The organism is Huaxiibacter chinensis, assembly GCF_022171985.1.
GTDB classification, from domain to species: domain Bacteria; phylum Pseudomonadota; class Gammaproteobacteria; order Enterobacterales; family Enterobacteriaceae; genus Enterobacter; species Enterobacter chinensis_A.
The window spans coordinates 214,999-233,158 of the sequence record NZ_JAJVHF010000001.1 but is presented as its reverse complement, the minus strand read 5'-3'; the positions used below and the strand labels follow the sequence as shown (position 1 = coordinate 233,158).

The 18,160-nt window shown below is 57.2% G+C and carries 18 protein-coding genes; 10 read left to right on the top strand and 8 right to left on the bottom strand.

Going from position 1 to position 18,160, the window contains the following annotated elements; all coding sequences use genetic code 11:
* Positions 1 to 11: 11 nt before the first annotated feature.
* The gene (locus LZP96_RS01185) at positions 12 to 581 is read left to right on the top strand and encodes a carboxymuconolactone decarboxylase family protein (RefSeq protein WP_064325774.1); all 570 of its coding nucleotides are present in this window, start codon (positions 12 to 14) and stop codon (positions 579 to 581) included.
* Positions 574 to 1,191 (top strand): CDP-alcohol phosphatidyltransferase family protein, encoded by a 618-nt coding sequence (locus LZP96_RS01180; RefSeq protein WP_064325775.1) that lies wholly within the window; start codon positions 574 to 576, stop codon positions 1,189 to 1,191. The genes LZP96_RS01185 and LZP96_RS01180 overlap by 8 nt, the downstream gene beginning before the upstream one ends.
* Here the strand turns inward: LZP96_RS01180 and LZP96_RS01175 are convergent.
* The 6 genes from LZP96_RS01175 to xthA form a co-directional block, all read right to left on the bottom strand.
* Positions 1,188 to 2,483 carry a rhodanese-like domain-containing protein gene (locus LZP96_RS01175; RefSeq protein ID WP_064325776.1) on the bottom strand — a complete coding sequence of 432 codons (1,296 nt, stop codon included), beginning with the start codon at positions 2,481 to 2,483 and terminating at the stop codon, positions 1,188 to 1,190. The two genes, LZP96_RS01180 and LZP96_RS01175, sit on opposite strands and share 4 nt — an antisense overlap.
* A 77-nt stretch (positions 2,484 to 2,560) precedes the next feature.
* Positions 2,561 to 3,181, bottom strand: a complete 621-nt coding sequence (locus LZP96_RS01170) for an ATP-binding cassette domain-containing protein (protein WP_064325777.1) — start codon at positions 3,179 to 3,181, stop codon at positions 2,561 to 2,563.
* Positions 3,181 to 4,716, bottom strand: a complete 1,536-nt coding sequence (locus tag LZP96_RS01165; protein ID WP_064325778.1) for an ABC transporter permease subunit — start codon at positions 4,714 to 4,716, stop codon at positions 3,181 to 3,183. The genes LZP96_RS01170 and LZP96_RS01165 overlap by 1 nt, the downstream gene beginning before the upstream one ends.
* Positions 4,689 to 5,861, bottom strand: a complete 1,173-nt coding sequence (locus tag LZP96_RS01160) for an ABC transporter substrate-binding protein (RefSeq protein WP_258925654.1) — start codon at positions 5,859 to 5,861, stop codon at positions 4,689 to 4,691. Before LZP96_RS01160 ends, LZP96_RS01165 begins: the two co-directional genes overlap by 28 nt.
* A gap of 12 nt (positions 5,862 to 5,873) precedes the next feature.
* Complete coding sequence (locus tag LZP96_RS01155; protein WP_064325780.1) at positions 5,874 to 6,554, bottom strand: TVP38/TMEM64 family protein; 681 nt, start codon at positions 6,552 to 6,554, stop codon at positions 5,874 to 5,876.
* Between the two features lie 6 nt (positions 6,555 to 6,560).
* The gene (xthA, locus tag LZP96_RS01150) at positions 6,561 to 7,367 is read right to left on the bottom strand and encodes an exodeoxyribonuclease III (protein WP_064325781.1); all 807 of its coding nucleotides are present in this window, start codon (positions 7,365 to 7,367) and stop codon (positions 6,561 to 6,563) included.
* A 433-nt stretch (positions 7,368 to 7,800) separates the two neighbouring features.
* Between xthA and astC the strand changes: the two genes are divergently transcribed.
* The 7 genes from astC (at position 7,801) to ves (ending at position 15,557) form a co-directional block, all read left to right on the top strand.
* Positions 7,801 to 9,021, top strand: coding sequence for a succinylornithine/acetylornithine transaminase (gene astC, locus LZP96_RS01145; protein ID WP_064325783.1), 1,221 nt, complete (start codon positions 7,801 to 7,803; stop codon positions 9,019 to 9,021).
* Complete coding sequence (gene astA / locus LZP96_RS01140; RefSeq protein WP_064325784.1) at positions 9,018 to 10,052, top strand: arginine N-succinyltransferase; 1,035 nt, start codon at positions 9,018 to 9,020, stop codon at positions 10,050 to 10,052. The genes astC and astA overlap by 4 nt, the downstream gene beginning before the upstream one ends.
* Positions 10,049 to 11,536, top strand: a complete 1,488-nt coding sequence (astD, locus tag LZP96_RS01135; protein WP_064325785.1) for a succinylglutamate-semialdehyde dehydrogenase — start codon at positions 10,049 to 10,051, stop codon at positions 11,534 to 11,536. Before astA ends, astD begins: the two co-directional genes overlap by 4 nt.
* Complete coding sequence (gene astB, locus LZP96_RS01130; protein WP_064325786.1) at positions 11,523 to 12,848, top strand: N-succinylarginine dihydrolase; 1,326 nt, start codon at positions 11,523 to 11,525, stop codon at positions 12,846 to 12,848. Before astD ends, astB begins: the two co-directional genes overlap by 14 nt.
* A 10-nt stretch (positions 12,849 to 12,858) precedes the next feature.
* On the top strand, positions 12,859 to 13,824 hold the full coding sequence (gene astE / locus LZP96_RS01125; protein WP_064325787.1) for a succinylglutamate desuccinylase: 966 nt from the start codon (positions 12,859 to 12,861) through the stop codon (positions 13,822 to 13,824).
* Positions 13,825 to 14,160: 336 nt separating this feature from the next.
* Complete coding sequence (gene spy / locus LZP96_RS01120; RefSeq protein WP_064325788.1) at positions 14,161 to 14,652, top strand: ATP-independent periplasmic protein-refolding chaperone Spy; 492 nt, start codon at positions 14,161 to 14,163, stop codon at positions 14,650 to 14,652.
* 347 nt (positions 14,653 to 14,999) lie between these two features.
* On the top strand, positions 15,000 to 15,557 hold the full coding sequence (ves, locus tag LZP96_RS01115; protein WP_064325789.1) for an environmental stress-induced protein Ves: 558 nt from the start codon (positions 15,000 to 15,002) through the stop codon (positions 15,555 to 15,557).
* Here the strand turns inward: ves and cho are convergent.
* Both cho and nadE read right to left on the bottom strand, forming a co-directional pair.
* Positions 15,535 to 16,413 (bottom strand): excinuclease Cho, encoded by an 879-nt coding sequence (gene cho / locus LZP96_RS01110; RefSeq protein WP_198324760.1) that lies wholly within the window; start codon positions 16,411 to 16,413, stop codon positions 15,535 to 15,537. The genes ves and cho overlap by 23 nt on opposite strands.
* A 154-nt stretch (positions 16,414 to 16,567) precedes the next feature.
* Positions 16,568 to 17,395, bottom strand: coding sequence for an NAD(+) synthase (nadE, locus tag LZP96_RS01105; protein ID WP_064325791.1), 828 nt, complete (start codon positions 17,393 to 17,395; stop codon positions 16,568 to 16,570).
* 227 nt (positions 17,396 to 17,622) lie between these two features.
* Here nadE and osmE point away from each other — a divergent pair, with 227 nt between their 5' ends.
* Positions 17,623 to 17,967, top strand: coding sequence for an osmotically-inducible lipoprotein OsmE (gene osmE, locus LZP96_RS01100; RefSeq protein ID WP_064325792.1), 345 nt, complete (start codon positions 17,623 to 17,625; stop codon positions 17,965 to 17,967).
* Positions 17,968 to 18,160: the final 193 nt, after the last annotated feature.

Genomic DNA, 18,160 nt, shown 5'->3' with positions numbered 1-18,160 from the left:
AGGAGAATCCGGTGAAAGAGTCGTCCGCCTGGGTCAAGCCCCTCGAATCCCTGCCCGTCAGTATCAGGCCTGTCGCCGCCATGCAGAAAAAGCATTTTGGTGTGGTGCTCAATCCCACCCGCTGGTGGGGACGAATGCCTCGTCTTTTCTGGCTGGTGGCCCTTTTTGTCGGGTTCCTTGAACGCCGCAACGCGCGGCTGAATCCGGCGCTGCGAGCGCTGCTTCAGACCCGGATCTCTCAGCTGTGCCACTGCGCTTTTTGCATTGATGCCAACAGTCTGCGGCTGGCCGAGCGCTGCGGTGCGATGGATAAAGTGCAGGCGGTTAGCCACTGGCAGTCATCTGCGTTATTCAGCCCCGAAGAGCGCGCGGCACTGGCCTATGCGGAGGCCACCACGGCGACGCCGCCACAGGTGAGCGACGCGATTAAAACGGCGCTAAAACGCTACTACCGCGATGAGGCCATTGCAGAAATGACCGCGTTGATTGCTTTCCAGAACTTATCCGCTCGTTTTAATGCCGCGCTGGATATACCCGCTCAAGGGCTGTGTGACGGACTGAAAGGAAAACCGCATGTTTGACCGGCATTTGCACCCCCGCCTGAAGCCGCTGTTGAATCGCGTCGCGGCGGCAGTGGACAGACCGGGCATCACGCCCGATCGGTTGACCCTGCTGGGCTTTGCTCTCGGGGCGCTGGCGCTGCCGTTGCTGGCGTTGGGGCATTATAGCGCCGCACTGGTGGCCATCCTGCTGAACCGGCTGCTGGATGGCCTGGACGGTGCCTTAGCCCGTCGCAGAGGACTTACCGATGCGGGAGGGTTTCTTGATATCGCCCTCGACTTTTTATTCTATGCGCTGGTGCCGTTTGGTTTTGCGCTTGCCGCACCGGTCGACAATGCTCTGGCGGCGGGCTGGCTGCTGTTTGCCTTTATTGGAACGGGAAGCAGCTTTCTGGCCTTTGCGGCGCTGGCATCCCGACATAATATTGAAAATCCAGGCTATGCGCACAAGTCGTTTTATTATATTGGCGGCTTAACGGAAGGGACGGAGACCATCCTGCTGTTTGTGCTGTGCTGCCTGTTTCCGACGCATTTCGCACTGTTTGCCTGGGTGTTTGGCGCGTTGTGCTGGTTGACCACCACAACGCGCATCTGGAGCGGATATCAGACGCTAAAAGCGCTCAGGCCCTAACGCGTCTGTTCCGGTGTCACAGGGCCGGTAGTCACCGGATTTTTGGGGTGGCTGCTCCACTCGTACCAGCCGCCATCATAGACGGCGATGTTGTTCCAGCCCATTGCCCGCGCATACATGAAGGTTTCTGACGCCCGCCAGCCGGTGCCACAGTAAAAGGCAACGTGCTGGTCTGGCGAAATATTCCACTGCTTCCACATCGCGGCAATATCATCGGCGCTACGCATGGTTCCGTCCGGATTGTGAAAATCCTCCATATGTGTGGCATCGCTGCCTGCGTGCCCCCAGCGCGCGCCCGCGATTTCACCTTTTGGTTTGATGTAGCTATAGCCGCTGGTTTCACCGATAAATTCCGGCCATGACCGAATACTCACCAGTGAGGCATCCTGGCGATGCAGCATACTGCGGGCCTGCTCCATATCCACCATCAGCTGCGGCTGACCCGGGATCGGCGCGCCAAAATCCTCTGCTGGTTGAACAGGGGCCGGCATGCCACGCTCAACCGGCAGACCTGCATCGGCCCAGCTTTTCCAGCCGCCATCCAGGATCCGGACATCCTTCACGCCTGCGTAAAGCATGATCTGGGCGACTCGCGCGGCGGCATACACATCACGCCCGTAAAGAATGACGGTGGTGTCATGCCGAATACCCTGTTTTGCCAGCAGCGCTTTAAGCTTTTCATCAGAGACTTTATTCCACAGCGGTTCGCTTTCGACGTCGTTCGTGTCGATATAGCCTGCGCCGGGAATATGGTTCAGAAGATAGAATTTCGGTGCGCCCCAGGCGGCTTCAATTATTTTCCACTCGCCCGCGGGGGCAGCAACCACCGGCTTGCCTTGCTGAAGCTGATGGATCCACTGTGGGTAAACCAGCTGCTCAAAATGCGGCAGGCGTTGCAGACGTTCGGGATGGCGCAGCGCATCGCTGAGCAGAGAGATATGCTGAAAACCGGCCTTGTTGAGACGTGCTTTTACCGCCTGGCGGTCGGCCTCGGCGCCATACAGCGCAAGAGGCGCATCGGCGGCCAGATGATGCTGCGCGGCCCAGCGGGTAAGTTGTTCGTCGCTCATCTTGCCAAGCCACGAGGCGGAGAGATTCAGCGCGGCCGGTTCATGGCCGGAAGGCCCGTTCAGCGTCTGGGGCCAGCCGTTGTAAAACGCGCTGGGGCGGGTATCAATCACCGCGCCCTTTTGCTGTTGAAGTTGCGTGAGCGTCATCTCAGCGGCAAGCGAAGAAAAAGAGGCGAAACCCAGGGCGAGGGTCAGCGCGGTCAGTTGAGAAACACGTTTCATCGAAAAACCTGACGTTAAATAATGGGAGCGTCATTTTCGTCTTCCCCTGCGGAGAATTCCTTGCGTTAGCACATACATTATTGCCAGTCGGCGATCTGGATAACGCGTCCACCGTCGGGGATATCTTCGTTATCATGGGTGACCAGCACCACCGGGATGTTCAGGCTGCGCACCTGTGCAAACACCCATTTCCGGAACGTCTCGCGCAGGGCTTTATCCAGACGGCTGAAAGGTTCATCCAGCAACAGGGCGTGCGGTTGCGCCAGCAGGGCACGCAGCAGGCTCACGCGGGCGCGCTCGCCGCCGGACAGGGTGGCAGGGTCTTGCGAATAAAAACCGGTCAGCCCGGCACTGGCGAGCGCCTGTTCGACGTGTTCACGACGCGCCGGGCCTTTAAGGGTGCCCGGCAGGGCCAGCATCAGGTTTTGCCCCACGCTGAACGCGTCGAAGAGCAGCGCGTCCTGAAACAGAATTCCGATACCCCGTTTTTCGACGGGTAGCGCATCGCAGCGCCGATCGTTGAGCCACAGCTCGCCGTGAGCGTGAAAATCGGTCGACAGGGCACCCACCATCCACGCAAAGAGGGTCGACTTTCCGCTGCCTGACGGCCCCATTAGCGTCACGATTTCACCCGCCTGCACGCTGAACGACACGTCGCGCAAAAGCGGCGGCAGAGACAAACTATTCACCCGCAGCATTAACGTAATCCTTTTCGATAGTCACCGGCGAGCCGGGAGAGGGCCGCCGCAAGCGCAAAGATGAGGGCGGTAAGCACCAGCAGGCCCAGCGCCCGTTCCGCTAGCACTGGCGTACTGCCACCGCTGCTTAATGCCACCGCTTCGGTGGTGAGGGTAGCGTATCGGCCTGCACCCAGCCACAGCGTGGGCATATATTGCGCCATGCTCACCGAAAAGCCTGTCGCGAACGCCAGCAGCAGAGGACGGATCAGCAGCGGGCATTTGATTAACCAGAACCGTTTCCAGCGTGGCATCCCCAGCGTGCGGGCAATGAGCACCTGACGCGAATCGATGCCACGCCAGGCGGGTTGAATAACCAACAGCATCCACGGCAGTACCCACAGCAAATGGCCCCAGAGCACCGCGAAATAGTGCCCCTCGACGCCAAGGTATAGCGCCAACTGATATTGTCCGGCGACCAGCGGCAGAGCGGGCAGCGCCAGCGGTAGCCATACACAGCTTGTATAACGTTGCGGTCCCCACTCAAGCCAGCCGAGGATGGCGACCAGCGCAATCAGGCTGGATAACAGCCCCAGAGAGAGGCTGGTCATGACAGGGCCAAAATCGCCTTGCAGCGTTCGGGAGAGAACAACCAGCACTGCCGCGCTGAGGAGACCGGCGAGCGGCAAGAGCCCGCCCAGAAGAGCACCCGTACGAGACGGAGCGCTCGGGTGGCGTTGGCCTTTTTCCACCGGCATCGTCTGTTTAACCCCCCGCCAGAGCACGTATCCCAGGGCGGCGAAAAGCAGGACCAGGCCCAGCAATAACAAACACAGCAGCGTGCCTTTTGTCTGTTGTTCGGCATCACCCTGCGTCAGCCATTGCCAGGCCAGCACCGCCAGCGTGGGCGGATTACCGGGACCGAGAATCATCGCCACGTCGACCACCGACAGCGACCAGGCCGCGACGGCCAGCATCACGCCGCCCAGCGCCGGGGCGATGGCGGGAAGGACCAGCCAGCAAAGACCCTGCACTCTTCCGTAGCCCATCGTTCTGAGTATCACCATTTTTTGCGCCAGCCTCTCCTCGGGCAGGACGGCATAGATAGCCCACAATACAAAGGCGCTCTCTTTTATCGCCAGCGTCACGCCCAGCCCCACGCCGTATCGATCGAGCTGTGGGGTACAAAGCGTGCACAGACGATAAAACTCGCCTCCTTCGGCAAACAGCAGCAGGGCGCTGGTGGCAAAGGCGACGTGCGGGATCGCGAGTAAACAGGGCAGACGCGTGCTTAGCCGTTGCCAGGCTTTACCGGGCCAGAGCGCGGCGACTACCACCAGGGCGATAAACAACGATCCCAGGGTGGCGATAAGCGATGAAATAAGCGTGGCAGCGAGCGCCTGAGGGACCTGCGGATCGGTCAGTAGCGCCTGCCAGCCATCCGGTGAGAATGCGGGTGCCAGCATCAGCCCGCCTGCCGGCAACAGCGGCAGGTAAATGGCAGCCATCACCAGCAGGATAAGCCCGCCTAGCGGGTGCCGTAACGACGCAGCCATTCCTGCTCCAGTGCGTTAACCCAGGCGGCGTGGGGTTCGGCTAACACCACGGGCAAGCCGCCAGGGGTATGCTGACGCAGCGATGCCGCCAGTGGCGCAGGCAATTTTTGCGGATCCAGCACGCTTGGGTCGCCCCAGATTGCCGGGTCGGCCTTGCGGATTTGCGCCGGTGGCGAAAGCAGGAAATTAGCGACCACTTTTGCCCCGGCGCTGGCGCTGCTGTTGGCCGGGATCGCCACGAAATGCACGTTGCCCAGCATGCCTTTCTCAAAGCCAAAAGGATATGCGTCGGCGGGGAGTTCACCGCTTGCCACTTTTTGTTGAGCATGGGCCGGATTAAAAGTCAGCGACAGATTCAGGCTACCGCTGGCAAGCAGGGCATCCATTCGTGCAGGCGAGGGTGGGAAATCGTTCCCTTCACGCCACAAGAACGGATGCAGTTTATCCAGATAGGCCCACAGCGGCGCCGTCACCTGTTCCAGGGTGTGCGGGTCGGGGGCGCGCTTCAGGGCATCGGGGTCATGGGTTAATGACAACAGCAGCTGCTCAAGGAAGGCGGTCCCGGTAAAATCAGGCGGGCGCGGATAGCTCACTTTGCCGGGATGACGCTGCGCATAGTCAAACAACGCCTGCGGATCGCGCAGCGCGGCCGGCAGCGTGGCCCGACGGCCAATGAAGGTCAACTGCGCGCCGCCCCAGGGGGATTCGGCGCCGTCAGTCGGGAGGGCGAAATCTTCGCTGACCGGCTTCGTGGTGTCCACGTACCGCCAGTCTGGCAGCATAGTCGCCCAGCCAGTTTGCAGCAGCCCGGCCTCTTTTAGCGTGCGAAAGTTTTCGCCGTTCACCCACAGCAGGTCAACCGAGCCTTTCGTCTGGCGGCCGGCACGGGACTCGGTCTGGATGCGCTTAACGGCATCGGCGGCATCGGCCAGATGAACGATGTTGAGGGTAATGTCGTAGTGGGTTTTGACTTCAGTACTCACCCAATCCAGATAACGGTTAACGGCTTGATCGCCGCCCCAGGCATTGAACCAGACCGTCTGGCCTTTGGCTTCGTTCTGGATGCTTTGCCATGACGCCTGGGCAAAGAGAGGGGCAGTCACCAGCAGACTGGTCAGAAACACGCAAGAACGCACACGGCGCATAATGGCTCCCTGTTAGTGAGAAATTCGGGTGAAGCGAGAAAAAAGCCAGCGGGTGGCCAGGGGAAGTACCCCTAATAGTGTAAGGGCGATAAGCATCCCTGGCGACAGAATATCGTGTAAAGAGGTGAGTTTTCCCAGCGCTCGTCCGGCATTGAGAAAGATCACCGTGGCGGGCAGCATCGCCACCTGGCTGACCCACCAGTATCGGGGTACGCTCAGGGTCGTTAATCCCGCCAGCAGGTTAACCATAAAAAAGGGGAATAACGGCATCAGGCGCAGGGCAAAAAGATAAAACGCCCCGTCACGCTGAACTCCGGCATTGACGGTCGCCATCTGCCCGGCAAAACGGCGCTGCACCCACTCGCGCAGCAAATAGCGGCTGGCCAGCATGGCCAGGGTCGCCCCCAGCGTTGAGGCGAAAGAGACCAGCAGCGTGGCCTGCACCAGGCCGAAAATCGCCCCGCCGAGCAGGGTCAGCAGGGCCGCGCCGGGAATCGACAAAGCTGATACCAGCACATAAACGCAAAAGTAAATTGCCGCGCTGCGTAACGGCGCATGATTAACGTGAGCCAGCAGCGCAAGCTGATGGCTTTTCAGCGAGGCCAGTGAGAAACCGCCCGCAGGGAGCAGAAAAAACACCACGGCAAGTGCGCCCAGAAGGGCGCACAGGAAGAGTTGTTTTTGACGTTTCACCGGGGGTTACAGTTTGAACGTGGCCCAGACCGGCGCATGATCGGAGGGTTTTTCCATGCTGCGGATGTCATAGTCGATACCGGTTTCAATGCAGCGCTCCGCCAGTGGCGCACTGGCCAGCAGCAGGTCGATACGCAGACCACGGTTATCGTCAAACCCTTTCGAGCGATAATCAAACCACGAGAAGCGGTCCTGTGTTTCAGGGTTAGCGGCACGGAAGGTATCCACCAGGCCCCAGTCCTGTAAGCGCTGCATCCATTCACGCTCTTCCGGCAGGAAGGAACATTTCCCCGTACGCAACCAGCGTTTGCGGCTGTCTTCACCGATACCAATATCCAGATCGGTCGGGCTGATATTGACATCGCCCATGATCAGCACCGGATTCTCATTTTTCAGCTCGGTATTCAGATAATCCTGCAGGTCCTGATAGAACTTCGCTTTGGCAGGGAATTTGGTCGGGTGATCGCGGCTTTCGCCCTGAGGGAAGTAACCATTGATCACCGTGATATTTCCAAGCGGGGAGGGAATTTCCGCCATGATAATGCGACGCTGTGCTTCACCGTCATCGCCCGGGAAGCCGCGACGAACCGAAACCGGGGTCGCTTTGGTCAGTAACGCCACGCCATAGTGACCCTTCTGCCCGTGATAAAAGACGTTGTAACCTAACTTTGCCACCTCTTCGAGAGGGAACATGTCGTCGTGAACTTTTGTCTCCTGCAGGCCGATCACGTCTGGCTGATGTTGTTCAACAATGGCTTCCAGTTGATGAGGGCGGGCGCGCAGGCCGTTGATATTAAAAGAGACAAATTTCATAGTCGCTGCCAGTGCAAGGTGAATAGTGCAAGGATGTTAGCAGAATTTCCTTCAACTGTTATCCGGTTCGGCCAATAACTGCGACAGATCGTTGTGACGGTGCAATATTTGCACCATTTTGACGCGGCTTGCCCTGAATAAGCGCGTAAACGGAGAGTAAATTTCGCGAGCGATCACAAATCCAGAATTATATTTGGCATGTGAATAGTCTTTCTGGTTTTCATGCGGGAAAGCGCCGCTTACCGTAAAAATATTCACTTTTTATGCAGAAACAGTGAATAACTCCATATCGTAACCCCTTGATATTCTGTCCATCACCCCCGTTTATGCATTTTTATCGCTGGCTGGCACGAAGGCTGCAATCTACATTCACAGTGCAAACACTCAATAATTTAACATTTAAACAACCTTTTGTTTACCGGATGAGGTCGCTATGTCTCTGTCAATTACGCGTGAAAATTTTGATGAATGGATGATGCCGGTTTACGCGCCGGCGGCTTTTATTCCGGTTCGTGGGGAAGGCTCGCGCCTGTGGGACCAGCAGGGGAAAGAGTATATAGATTTTGCCGGTGGGATTGCGGTGAACGCGCTGGGGCATGCGCATCCTGCCCTGCGTCAGACGCTGAACGATCAGGCGGCCAAATTCTGGCATACCGGTAACGGCTTTACTAACGAGCCGGCATTGCGTCTGGCGAAGAAACTGATTGATGCCACTTTTGCTGAAAAAGTCTTTTTCTGTAACTCCGGGGCAGAGGCCAACGAGGCCGCGCTGAAGCTGGCGCGTAAGTACGCCCACGACCATTTTGGCGCACAAAAGAGCGGGATTGTTGCTTTTAAGAATGCCTTCCATGGACGTACCTTATTTACCGTGAGCGCAGGCGGACAGCCAGCTTATTCAAACGATTTTGCCCCGTTGCCGCCGGATATCCGACATGCGGTATTCAATGATTTACAGTCGGCCCGCGATCTTATCGACGAAAACACCTGTGCGGTGATCGTCGAACCGATGCAGGGCGAGGGCGGCGTTGTTCCCGGTCAAAAAGCCTTCCTGCAAGGGCTGCGCGAGCTTTGCGATCGCCATAATGCGCTGCTCATTTTCGATGAAGTACAAACCGGTGTCGGCCGCACGGGTGAGCTGTATGCCTATATGCATTACGGCGTCACGCCGGATGTGCTGTCGACAGCCAAAGCGCTGGGCGGCGGCTTCCCGATTGGGGCCATGTTAACGACCGATAAATGCGCCAGCGTCATGACCGTGGGCACGCACGGCACTACCTACGGCGGAAATCCGCTGGCCTCGGCGGTGGCAGGGCAGGTGCTGGATATCATCAATACGCCGGACGTGTTAAACGGCGTCAAACAGCGTCATGCGTGGTTTGTTGAACGCCTGAACGCGATAAACGCTAAAACCGGCATGTTTAAGGAGATCCGTGGGTTAGGGCTGCTGATTGGCTGTGAACTGACGGCTGAATTTAGCGGCAAAGCGAAACTGATCTCACAAGAAGCCGCCAAAGCGGGCGTGATGGTACTGATTGCCGGGGCCAATGTGGTGCGCTTTGCTCCGGCGCTGATTGTCAGTGAAGAAGAGGTGCAAACCGGTCTGGACCGTTTTGCACGGGCCTGTGAACAGGTGAAATCTGAGGTGTCATCATGATGGTCATCCGTCCCATTGAGCGCGGGGATATCGCCGGGCTTATGCAGCTTGCGGGGAAAACCGGCGGCGGCCTGACGTCGCTGCCGGTGGATGAAAAAACGCTGTCGGCGCGTATCGAACGCTCTCTGCAAACCTGGCAAGGGACGCTGCCAAAAAGCGAACAAGGCTATGTGTTTGTGCTGGAAGATACACAAACGGGGACCGTGGCCGGGATTTGCGCCATCGAAGTGGCGGTGGGTCTGAACGATCCCTGGTACAACTACCGCGTCGGGACGCTGGTTCACGCTTCGAAGGAGCTCAACGTTTACAACGCGTTACCCACCTTGTTTCTCAGCAACGATCACACCGGCAGCAGCGAGCTGTGCTCGCTTTTCCTCGATCCTGACTGGCGCAAAGAGGGCAATGGCTACCTGCTGTCCAAATCACGCTTTATGTTTATGGCTGCCTTCCGCGATCGCTTTAACGAGAAGGTGGTGGCGGAGATGCGCGGCGTGATCGATGAGACGGGTTATTCGCCTTTCTGGGAAAGTCTCGGGGAGCGCTTTTTCTCCATGGAGTTCAGCCGCGCCGATTATCTGTGCGGAACAGGGCAAAAAGCCTTTATCGCCGAACTGATGCCGAAACACCCCATTTATACCCACTTCCTCTCGCCGCAAGCGCAAGCGGTGATCGGTGAAGTGCATCCCCAAACGGCTCCGGCCCGGGCGGTGCTCGAAAAAGAGGGCTTCCGCTACCATAACTACGTCGACATCTTTGACGGCGGGCCAACACTCGAATGCGAGGTTGACCGCGTGCGGGCGATTCGCAAAAGCCGTCTTGTCACCGTGGCTGAAGGCCAGCCGGCGCCGGGAGAATGGCCAGCCTGTCTGGTCGCCAATGAAAATTACGCGCAATTTCGCGCCATGCTGGTACACACCAACCCAAAATGCGAGCGTCTGGTCCTGACTGCCGCGCAGCTGGATGCCCTGAAATGTAGCGCAGGCGACACGGTTCGCATGGTGCGCCTGTGCCCCGAGGAGAAAACGGTATGAGTTTATGGATCAATGGTGACTGGATAACGGGCGAAGGTGAGCAGCGGATCAAAACCAACCCTGTGGGTAACGAGGCGCTGTGGCAAGGAAATGATGCCAGCGCCGCGCAGGTTGAACAAGCCTGCCAGGCAGCGCGGCGCGCCTTTCCGGCGTGGGCCAGATTGCCGTTTAACGTGCGTCAGGCCGTCGTCGAAAAATTTGCCAGCCTGCTGGAGGCGAACAAAACCGCGCTGACGGAAGTGATTGCCCGCGAAACCGGCAAGCCGCGCTGGGAAGCCGCCACTGAAATCACGGCAATGATTAACAAAATTGCTATTTCTGTCAGGGCCTGGCATGCGCGCACCGGCGAGCATCATACTGAGATGCCAGACGGTGCGGCCACGCTGCGCCACCGTCCGCACGGGGTACTGGCCGTTTTCGGGCCGTATAATTTCCCCGGACATCTGCCGAACGGGCATATCGTGCCTGCTTTGCTGGCGGGTAATACCCTTATTTTCAAACCCAGTGAGCTGACTCCCCGGAGTGGCGAAGCGGTGGTCAAACTGTGGGAGGAAGCCGGTTTACCGCCGGGCGTGCTGAACCTCATTCAGGGCGGGCGTGAAACCGGGCAGGCGCTCAGCGCATTGTCAGACCTCGATGGGTTACTCTTTACCGGCAGCGCCGGTACGGGCTATCAGCTGCATCGCCAACTGGCGGGCCAGCCAGAAAAAATCCTCGCCCTGGAGATGGGGGGGAATAACCCCTTGATCGTCGAAGATCCTGACGACATTGACGCTGCCGTGCATCTGACCATTCAGTCGGCCTTCATTACCGCAGGACAGCGCTGCACCTGCGCCCGTCGTCTGCTGGTGAAACGTGGGGCGCAGGGCGATGCCTTCCTTAAGCGTCTGGTCGACGTCGCCGGGCGCATTGTGCCCGCCGAATGGGACAGCGAACCGCAGCCGTTTATCGGCGGGCTTATCTCCGAACAGGCCGCTGAGAATGTGCTCAACGCCTGGCAGGGCCATATTGCCCGTGGCGCAACGGCCTTGCTGGAGCCGAAACGCATCAAGCCCGGCACCTCATTATTAACACCCGGCATTCTCGACATGAGCGGTGCGCATGATGTGCCGGACGAAGAGGTCTTCGGTCCCTTGCTGTGCGTGTGGCGTTATGACGATTTTGACAGTGCCATTGCCATGGCTAATGACACGCGGTACGGGCTGTCGAGCGGACTTGTCTCACCCCATCGTGAGAAGTTTGAACAGCTGCTGCTGGAAGCGCGTGCGGGCATCGTGAACTGGAACAAACCCCTGACCGGGGCGGCCAGTACGGCACCCTTTGGTGGCGTAGGCGCATCAGGTAACCACCGCGCCAGCGCCTGGTATGCGGCTGACTATTGTGCCTGGCCTATGGCAAGCCTTGAAACGCCTGCGCTGACGCTGCCGGAAACGCTTAATCCGGGGCTGGATTTCAGCCAGGGGAATGACCATGAAAGCGCGTGAAGTCAATTTTGACGGGCTGGTTGGCCTGACGCACCACTATGCCGGGCTGTCGTTCGGGAATGAAGCCTCGACGAAGCATCGCTTTCAGGTTTCCAATCCCAAACTGGCGGCAAAACAGGGGCTGCAAAAAATGAAGGCGCTGGCGGATGCGGGTTATCCGCAGGCCGTCATTCCCCCGCAGGAGCGTCCCAACGTGGCCGCGTTGCGCCAGTTAGGCTTTAGCGGCAGCGATGAACAGGTGGTCGAAAAGGCCGGAACCCAGGAGCCAGACCTGCTGTCGGCGGTCAGTTCCGCCTCGTCGATGTGGGTGGCGAACGCCGCCACCGTCGCACCGTCGGCGGATACCCTGGACGGTAAAGTGCATTTCACGGTGGCAAACCTGAACAACAAATTCCATCGCGCGATGGAAGCGGTGACCACCGGGCGCGTACTGAATGCCATCTTCAGCAACGAAGCACACTTCAGCGTGCATGAGGCGCTCCCGCAGGTGGCGATGTTTGGTGATGAAGGGGCCGCGAACCATAACCGTCTGGGGGGCGAATATGGACAACCCGCCACGCAGCTTTTTATTTATGGCCGCGACGAGCAGGGCAACCAGGCGCCGGTGCGCTATCCGGCGCGTCAGACACGAGCGGCGAGCCAGGCCGTGGCGCGCCTGAACCAGGTCAATCCTTCGCAGCTGGTTTTCGCCCAGCAAAACCCGCGCGTCATCGATCAGGGCGTCTTTCATAACGATGTCATCGCCGTTTCTAACCGTCAGGTTCTGTTTTGCCATGAAGAGGCCTTTGCCGGGCAGGATGAGCTGATGGCGACGCTTCATGCACGCGTGCCGGGGTTTACGCCCATTGTGGTGCCTGCCAGTGCCGTCAGCGTCAGGGATGCGGTGGAAACCTACCTCTTTAATAGCCAGCTTCTCAGCCGCGACGATGGCAGCATGATGCTGGTGCTGCCGGAGGAGTCACGCCAGCACGCCGGGGTGTGGCGTTATCTCAACGCGCTGATAAGTGAGGATAACCCTGTCAGTGAACTGCGGGTGTTTGATCTGCGGGAAAGCATGGCAAACGGGGGCGGGCCAGCCTGCTTGCGTCTGCGCGTGGTGTTAACCGAGGAAGAGCAACGTGCGGTGAATCCGGCCGTCATGATGAATGACGCGCTGTTTGAGGCCCTGAACAACTGGGTCGATCGCTACTATCGCGACCGTCTGACGCAATCTGACCTTGTCGATCCGCAGCTTTTACGCGAAGGGCGCGAGGCGCTGGACGCGTTGACAACGCTTTTGCATCTGGGATCGGTCTATCCGTTCCAGCGATAAAGGAGCCACCATGGAAAATCTACTGGCACTGACGCTGGCCAATGAAACTCCAAATCAGGTAGAAGGAGAGAGTGCGTATTTTCACTGGCGCTGGCTGGGGAGTGGTTTACTGGCGCTGACGCCGCATCAGTCAACCGAACGCTCCCTGGTGCTCTCGGCCGGGATCCACGGTAACGAGACGGCGCCCGTCGAGATTGTCGATCTGCTTCTGCGGGCGTTATTTCGCGGTGAGGTAACCTTAACCTGTCGGCTGCTGGTGGTGCTGGGAAATCCGCCCGCGCTCGCTCAGAACAAACGTTATCTGTCCAGCGACATGAACCGGATGTTCGGCGGCCGCTGGGTCCACTTCCCTGAAAACGACGAGACGCTGCGGGCACAGGCGCTGGAAAGCGCCGTCAGCGCCTTTTTTGCAACCGGGGGCGAGGATCGCTGGCATCTGGACCTGCATACCGCCATTCGGGCCTCCTACCACATGCGGTTTGGCGTCCTGCCGCAGCGCGAGAAACCCTGGGATGAGGCTTTCCTGAGCTGGCTGGGCGATGCGGGTCTCGAAGCGCTGGTCTTCCACCAGTCGCCTGGCGGTACCTTCACCCACTTTAGCTGCGAGCATTTTGGCGCACTTGCCTGCACGCTGGAGTTAGGGAAAGCCCTGCCGTTTGGTCACAATGATTTGACGCAATTTGCGGCCACCCATCTCGCGCTGCGCGCCTTGCTCGCCGGTGAGGCGACGCAGCATCCGTCCGGAAAAGTCGAACGCTATCGCGTGGTGCAGCAACTTACCCGTCGCAGCGAGGCTTTTATCCTGCACATGGCGGCTCACACGCTCAACTTTACCCCTTTTCGACAGGGCGTTCTGCTGGCGGAAGAGGGGGATGAACGTTACGAGGTGCAGAAAAGTACCGAATATGTTCTTTTCCCGAACCCATCTGTGGCGTTGGGTTTACGGGCAGGCTTAATGCTGGAGAAAATAACCTGAGGCGATAAATTCCTCCTCCTGAGGAGGGGGGATGCGTTTTTTTCTTGGCATTCAGCGCGGCCTGAGAGATTTTGCAGAATATTCCTGGAGAACTGCTTTATTATTAATCTCTCCCTGGTTATACTCCTCCATAATCTCTTTAAAATCATCTGGTTGTTTATTCTTGTTTCAACTCTCCATCCTTTCTCCTTTATTTCTCCATAGTTGGCGATAAAGTGTTTTTTATACTTTCATTGATTTACCGTTGCTCTGACTTATTGACGATAAACCCCGTAAAGTTAATCTCGTCAACACGGCATAGCGCCGAAGAATAACTGAAAGAAAGGACCAACTATTATGCGTAAATTAACTGCACTGTTTGTTGCTTCTACCCTGGCTTTGGGCGCTACCAGCATGGCGTTCGCCGCGGATACCTCAACCACCACCGCTGCGCCGACCGAAGGCAAAATGATGCACCACAAAGGTAAGCCGGGCATGCATCACGAGATGATGATGTTCAAAGACCTCAACCTGACGGATGCCCAGAAACAACAGGTTCGCGACATCATGAAAAGCCAGCGCGATCGGATGAAACGTCCTTCGCTGGAAGAGCGCCGCACAATGCACGACATCATCGCCAGCGACAGCTTCGATAAAGCCAGGGCGGAAGCGCAAATCGATAAGATGGCTGCACAGCATAAAGACGGTATGCTGGCACGTATGGAAACCCAGAATAAGATTTACAACATTCTGACCCCGGAACAGAAAAAACAGTTTAATGCCAATTTTGAGAAGCGTCTGACAGAACGTCATGCGCCGGAAGGTAAAATGGCCCCTGCTGCTGAGTAATTAGCACACCCTATCAAGACCGCCGGATCCTGTTCACAAACGCGCATTACGCGGTGAACAGGTCCGGCGGTTTTTCGTTGTTTTTACGGGTACCCTCGCAAAATCCCGATCTGGCGATCTTATTTTTTTCTTCCCCTCTTGTCAGATGCGGCAGGAGGGGTATTCTCCTGTATGCAGTCGCTGAAATGTTTAGCATAGTCAGGGCGTTACTCTTTTTTTACACGTCAGGCTAAGCCCTTTCATCGCGCTGCCGATAATACGTCTGAGACTACCTAACGATAACAAATAAGACAGCGACACGGGTTACCGCGTCGCCCTGGTGCGCGTTGCGCCTTTCAGGAGTGGTGATGGAGTTCTTTGATATCCGCAAAATGCCGATCAACCTTTGGCGTAATGGCGCGGGCGAAACGCGGGAGATTTGCTGCTTTCCGCCTGCGACGCGAGATTTTAACTGGCGTGCCAGTATTGCTTCTATCGCCAGTAACGGCGAATTTTCCCTTTTCCCGGGCGTAGACCGCGTCATTACCCTGCTGGAAGGCGGTGAGGTGACGCTGGAGGCAGGCCAGCGCTTTTGCCATACGTTAAAACGCCATCAGCCTTTTAGCTTTGAGGGCGATCTTCCGGTGAAGGCGACGCTGACAGAGGGCCAGATGTCGATGGACTTCAACATCATGACCCGTCGCGAGAGCTGCAAAGCGAAAGTGCGTGTTGCCGATCGCACCTTCACCACGTTTGGCTCGCGGGGCGGGGTGGTTTTCGTGTTAAGCGGTGCATGGCAACTGGGTGAAAAGCTGCTGACCCCGGATCAGGGGGCGAGCTGGCAGGAGGGGACGCACACCCTACGCTTACTGGAATCCACAGGAACGGTGCTCTTTAGCGAAATCACCTGGCTTCCGGGTCATTGAGTTCAATTACGTCATAGGTGCCGCCCAGCAACGGTTTGCAGAGGATCTTATACCCGTCGTGATCGAATCCGGCGGGGGAGCGCATTAATTCGGCGGCCTCATGCAATGTCTCAACGGCGCCCAGCCAGAACCAGTTGTGGATGATGTGATAGTGGGTCATCCCTTCGCGGGTCTCTTTGAGCGCAACGGCGCTCTTCCACGGCCAGCAGTTGACGCGTAACGTCGACAATCCGGACAGTAACCGCGCCTGATGCGCCTCGACGCTCTCTTTACCACAGCACGCCCCCGCACAGCGTTTTAGCGCCGAACGAAAACAGGCGCGCCCCCGCGTGACCGATTCCAGCCCTAACAGGCCGTAACAGAGCTGTTGCTCATCGGCCAGCGTTTGCAGCGTTTGCAGCGCCGAGCGGCGGTTGGCGAACAGGCCGAACAGATTGGGCGCACGTGAGAAGTCAACCTCACGGGCATAGACCACCTGCGGCTTGCCGTCGATGATTTGCAGGGAGCAAAGCTGACGATTACGGCGCAGGCGCTTATTAAACAGCGGCTGCTGCTCTTTAATCAGCCGGGCTTCAAGAAGTAACGCACCCAGCTCTCCCGCGGTCTGAATGAAGGTGATGCGGCGGGACTGGCGCAACATAGAGGCTTCATCCGGCGTGCGCAGATGCGACAGTACGCGGCTGCGGATATTGACGCTTTTGCCGATATAAAGCGGCATCGCCTCGCTTTCGCCATGAAAAAAATAGACGCCGGGCTGCTTAGGTAATGCTTCCAGCCACGGGCGAAGATGTTCAGGATATTCATAGATGGCCGCCGCTTCGAACTCCAGACGCGGGGCAGATTGACGCCTGCTCACAAAAAACTCTCCATACTGTTCAGGCATACAGTGTATCAGGTGTTGTCTGGTTAAAAAAGAGGCGGGTGCGCTTTAGCGTGGCGGTCTGTAGGGTGTAAACATCAGGCAGGATGTGAGCGATAAAACGGTAACCCTGAGGTTACCGTTTTTGAGATTAGCGTTTCCAGAAATCGTCAAAGATGGTTACCGGCGGGCGGCGTTTATGTTCGGTCTTGATGTACCAGCCTTCGATAATGCGGGCAATGCTCTCCTCGACGGGTTTACCTTCAAGATAATCATCAATGTTTTCATAGGTAACGCCCAGCGCCGCTTCGTCAGGCAGGGAAGGGCGATCGTCTTCGAGATCGGCGGTTGGGGCCTTTTTATAAAGATGCTCCGGACATCCCAGTGCCGCCAGCAGCTGTTTCCCCTGACGCTTGTTCAGGCGGAAAAGTGGGTTGAGGTCCGTTCCGCCGTCGCCGTATTTCGTGTAGAAGCCCGTGACCGCTTCGGCGGCGTGATCGGTGCCGACCACCACGCCTTTGGTCATGCCGGCAATGCTGTACTGCGCTTTCATGCGCTCACGGGCTTTTTCATTGCCGCGCACAAAATCGCTCAGTTCAATGCCCGCCTCGCGCAACGCCTGCTCGCTCGCCAGAACCGCCCCTTTAATATTTACCGTCAGTACGCGATCGGGTTGAATAAACGCAATCGCGTCCTGGCAATCCTGCTCGTCGGCCTGAACGCCATACGGCAAGCGAACCGCGATAAACTGCAGCTCCTCATCGCCCGATTCCTGACGGAGTTCAGTAATGGCCATCTGGCAGAGTTTACCGGCAAGGGTAGAATCCTGGCCGCCGCTGATGCCCAGTACCAGCGATTTCAGGAAAGGATAGGTTTTCACGTAGGATTTCAAAAAGTCGACGCTGCGGCGAATTTCCGCATTAGCATCGATGGTGGGTTGAACGCCCAGAGCCTGAATAATCTCGTGTTGCAGAGCCATAACGCCCTCCATTAGCAAACAAAGCAGATGAGTGATGTCTTAAAGCTAACCCTTTGGACGGAAAACGACAAGGATCACAGATTCGTCTGCGGCAAATTGCGTCAAAAACGGCTTATCCTTGTTTTGTTGGAATTTTCCGAAAAACCTCAGGCGTCACACGCAAAGTTGATGAATTGCACTTTTTATTCCATGCTTAGATAACACGCTGATAAACAAGAGGACGGAATATGAACAAGAACGTAGCAGGAATTTTAAGCGCAGCGGCCGTATTGACTATGCTGGCAGGGTGTACAGCTTATGATCGCACTACCGATCAGTTTAAAGAACCTGTCGTGAAGGATGTTAAAAAAGGCATGAGCCGCGCCCAGGTCGCGGAGCTGGCCGGTAAACCTTCTTCAGAAGTGACGATGATTCACGCACGTGGTACTTGTCAGACTTACATCCTGGGTCAACGGGATGGTAAAGCCGAGACCTATTTTGTCGCGCTGGATGACACCGGACACGTAATGAATTCAGGCTATCAGTCCTGTGCAGAGTACGATACCGATCCGCAGGCACCTAAGGCTCAGTAACCTTTCTGCCTGACACGATAACGAACCGGCCATTTGGCCGGTTTTTTTATGTATTCAGGAATCTTATTTATCTTCGCGAATTATTTGCATGAAATGTGAAGGCAGTCAAAACACCAGGTCAATGAGAGACAATTTCAGTCGATTTAGAATTATCCCCCCCGATGCCCCTTGCCGTATACTCGATTTCAATGAC

Excerpts from the sequence above, each read along its gene's own strand:
- astA (WP_064325784.1), top strand. The coding sequence starts at position 9,018 with ATGATGGTCATCCGTCCCATTGAGCGCGGGGATATCGCCGGGCTTATG.
- spy (WP_064325788.1), top strand. The coding sequence starts at position 14,161 with ATGCGTAAATTAACTGCACTGTTTGTTGCTTCTACCCTGGCTTTGGGC.
- astE (WP_064325787.1), top strand. The coding sequence starts at position 12,859 with ATGGAAAATCTACTGGCACTGACGCTGGCCAATGAAACTCCAAATCAG.
- ves (WP_064325789.1), top strand. The coding sequence starts at position 15,000 with ATGGAGTTCTTTGATATCCGCAAAATGCCGATCAACCTTTGGCGTAAT.
- LZP96_RS01165 (WP_064325778.1), bottom strand. The coding sequence starts at position 4,716 with ATGGCTGCGTCGTTACGGCACCCGCTAGGCGGGCTTATCCTGCTGGTG.
- LZP96_RS01175 (WP_064325776.1), bottom strand. The coding sequence starts at position 2,483 with ATGAAACGTGTTTCTCAACTGACCGCGCTGACCCTCGCCCTGGGTTTC.
- astD (WP_064325785.1), top strand. The coding sequence starts at position 10,049 with ATGAGTTTATGGATCAATGGTGACTGGATAACGGGCGAAGGTGAGCAG.
- xthA (WP_064325781.1), bottom strand. The coding sequence starts at position 7,367 with ATGAAATTTGTCTCTTTTAATATCAACGGCCTGCGCGCCCGCCCTCAT.
- LZP96_RS01170 (WP_064325777.1), bottom strand. The coding sequence starts at position 3,181 with ATGCTGCGGGTGAATAGTTTGTCTCTGCCGCCGCTTTTGCGCGACGTG.
- nadE (WP_064325791.1), bottom strand. The coding sequence starts at position 17,395 with ATGGCTCTGCAACACGAGATTATTCAGGCTCTGGGCGTTCAACCCACC.
- osmE (WP_064325792.1), top strand. The coding sequence starts at position 17,623 with ATGAACAAGAACGTAGCAGGAATTTTAAGCGCAGCGGCCGTATTGACT.
- astC (WP_064325783.1), top strand. The coding sequence starts at position 7,801 with ATGTCTCTGTCAATTACGCGTGAAAATTTTGATGAATGGATGATGCCG.
- LZP96_RS01160 (WP_258925654.1), bottom strand. The coding sequence starts at position 5,861 with ATGCGCCGTGTGCGTTCTTGCGTGTTTCTGACCAGTCTGCTGGTGACT.
- astB (WP_064325786.1), top strand. The coding sequence starts at position 11,523 with ATGAAAGCGCGTGAAGTCAATTTTGACGGGCTGGTTGGCCTGACGCAC.
- LZP96_RS01180 (WP_064325775.1), top strand. The coding sequence starts at position 574 with ATGTTTGACCGGCATTTGCACCCCCGCCTGAAGCCGCTGTTGAATCGC.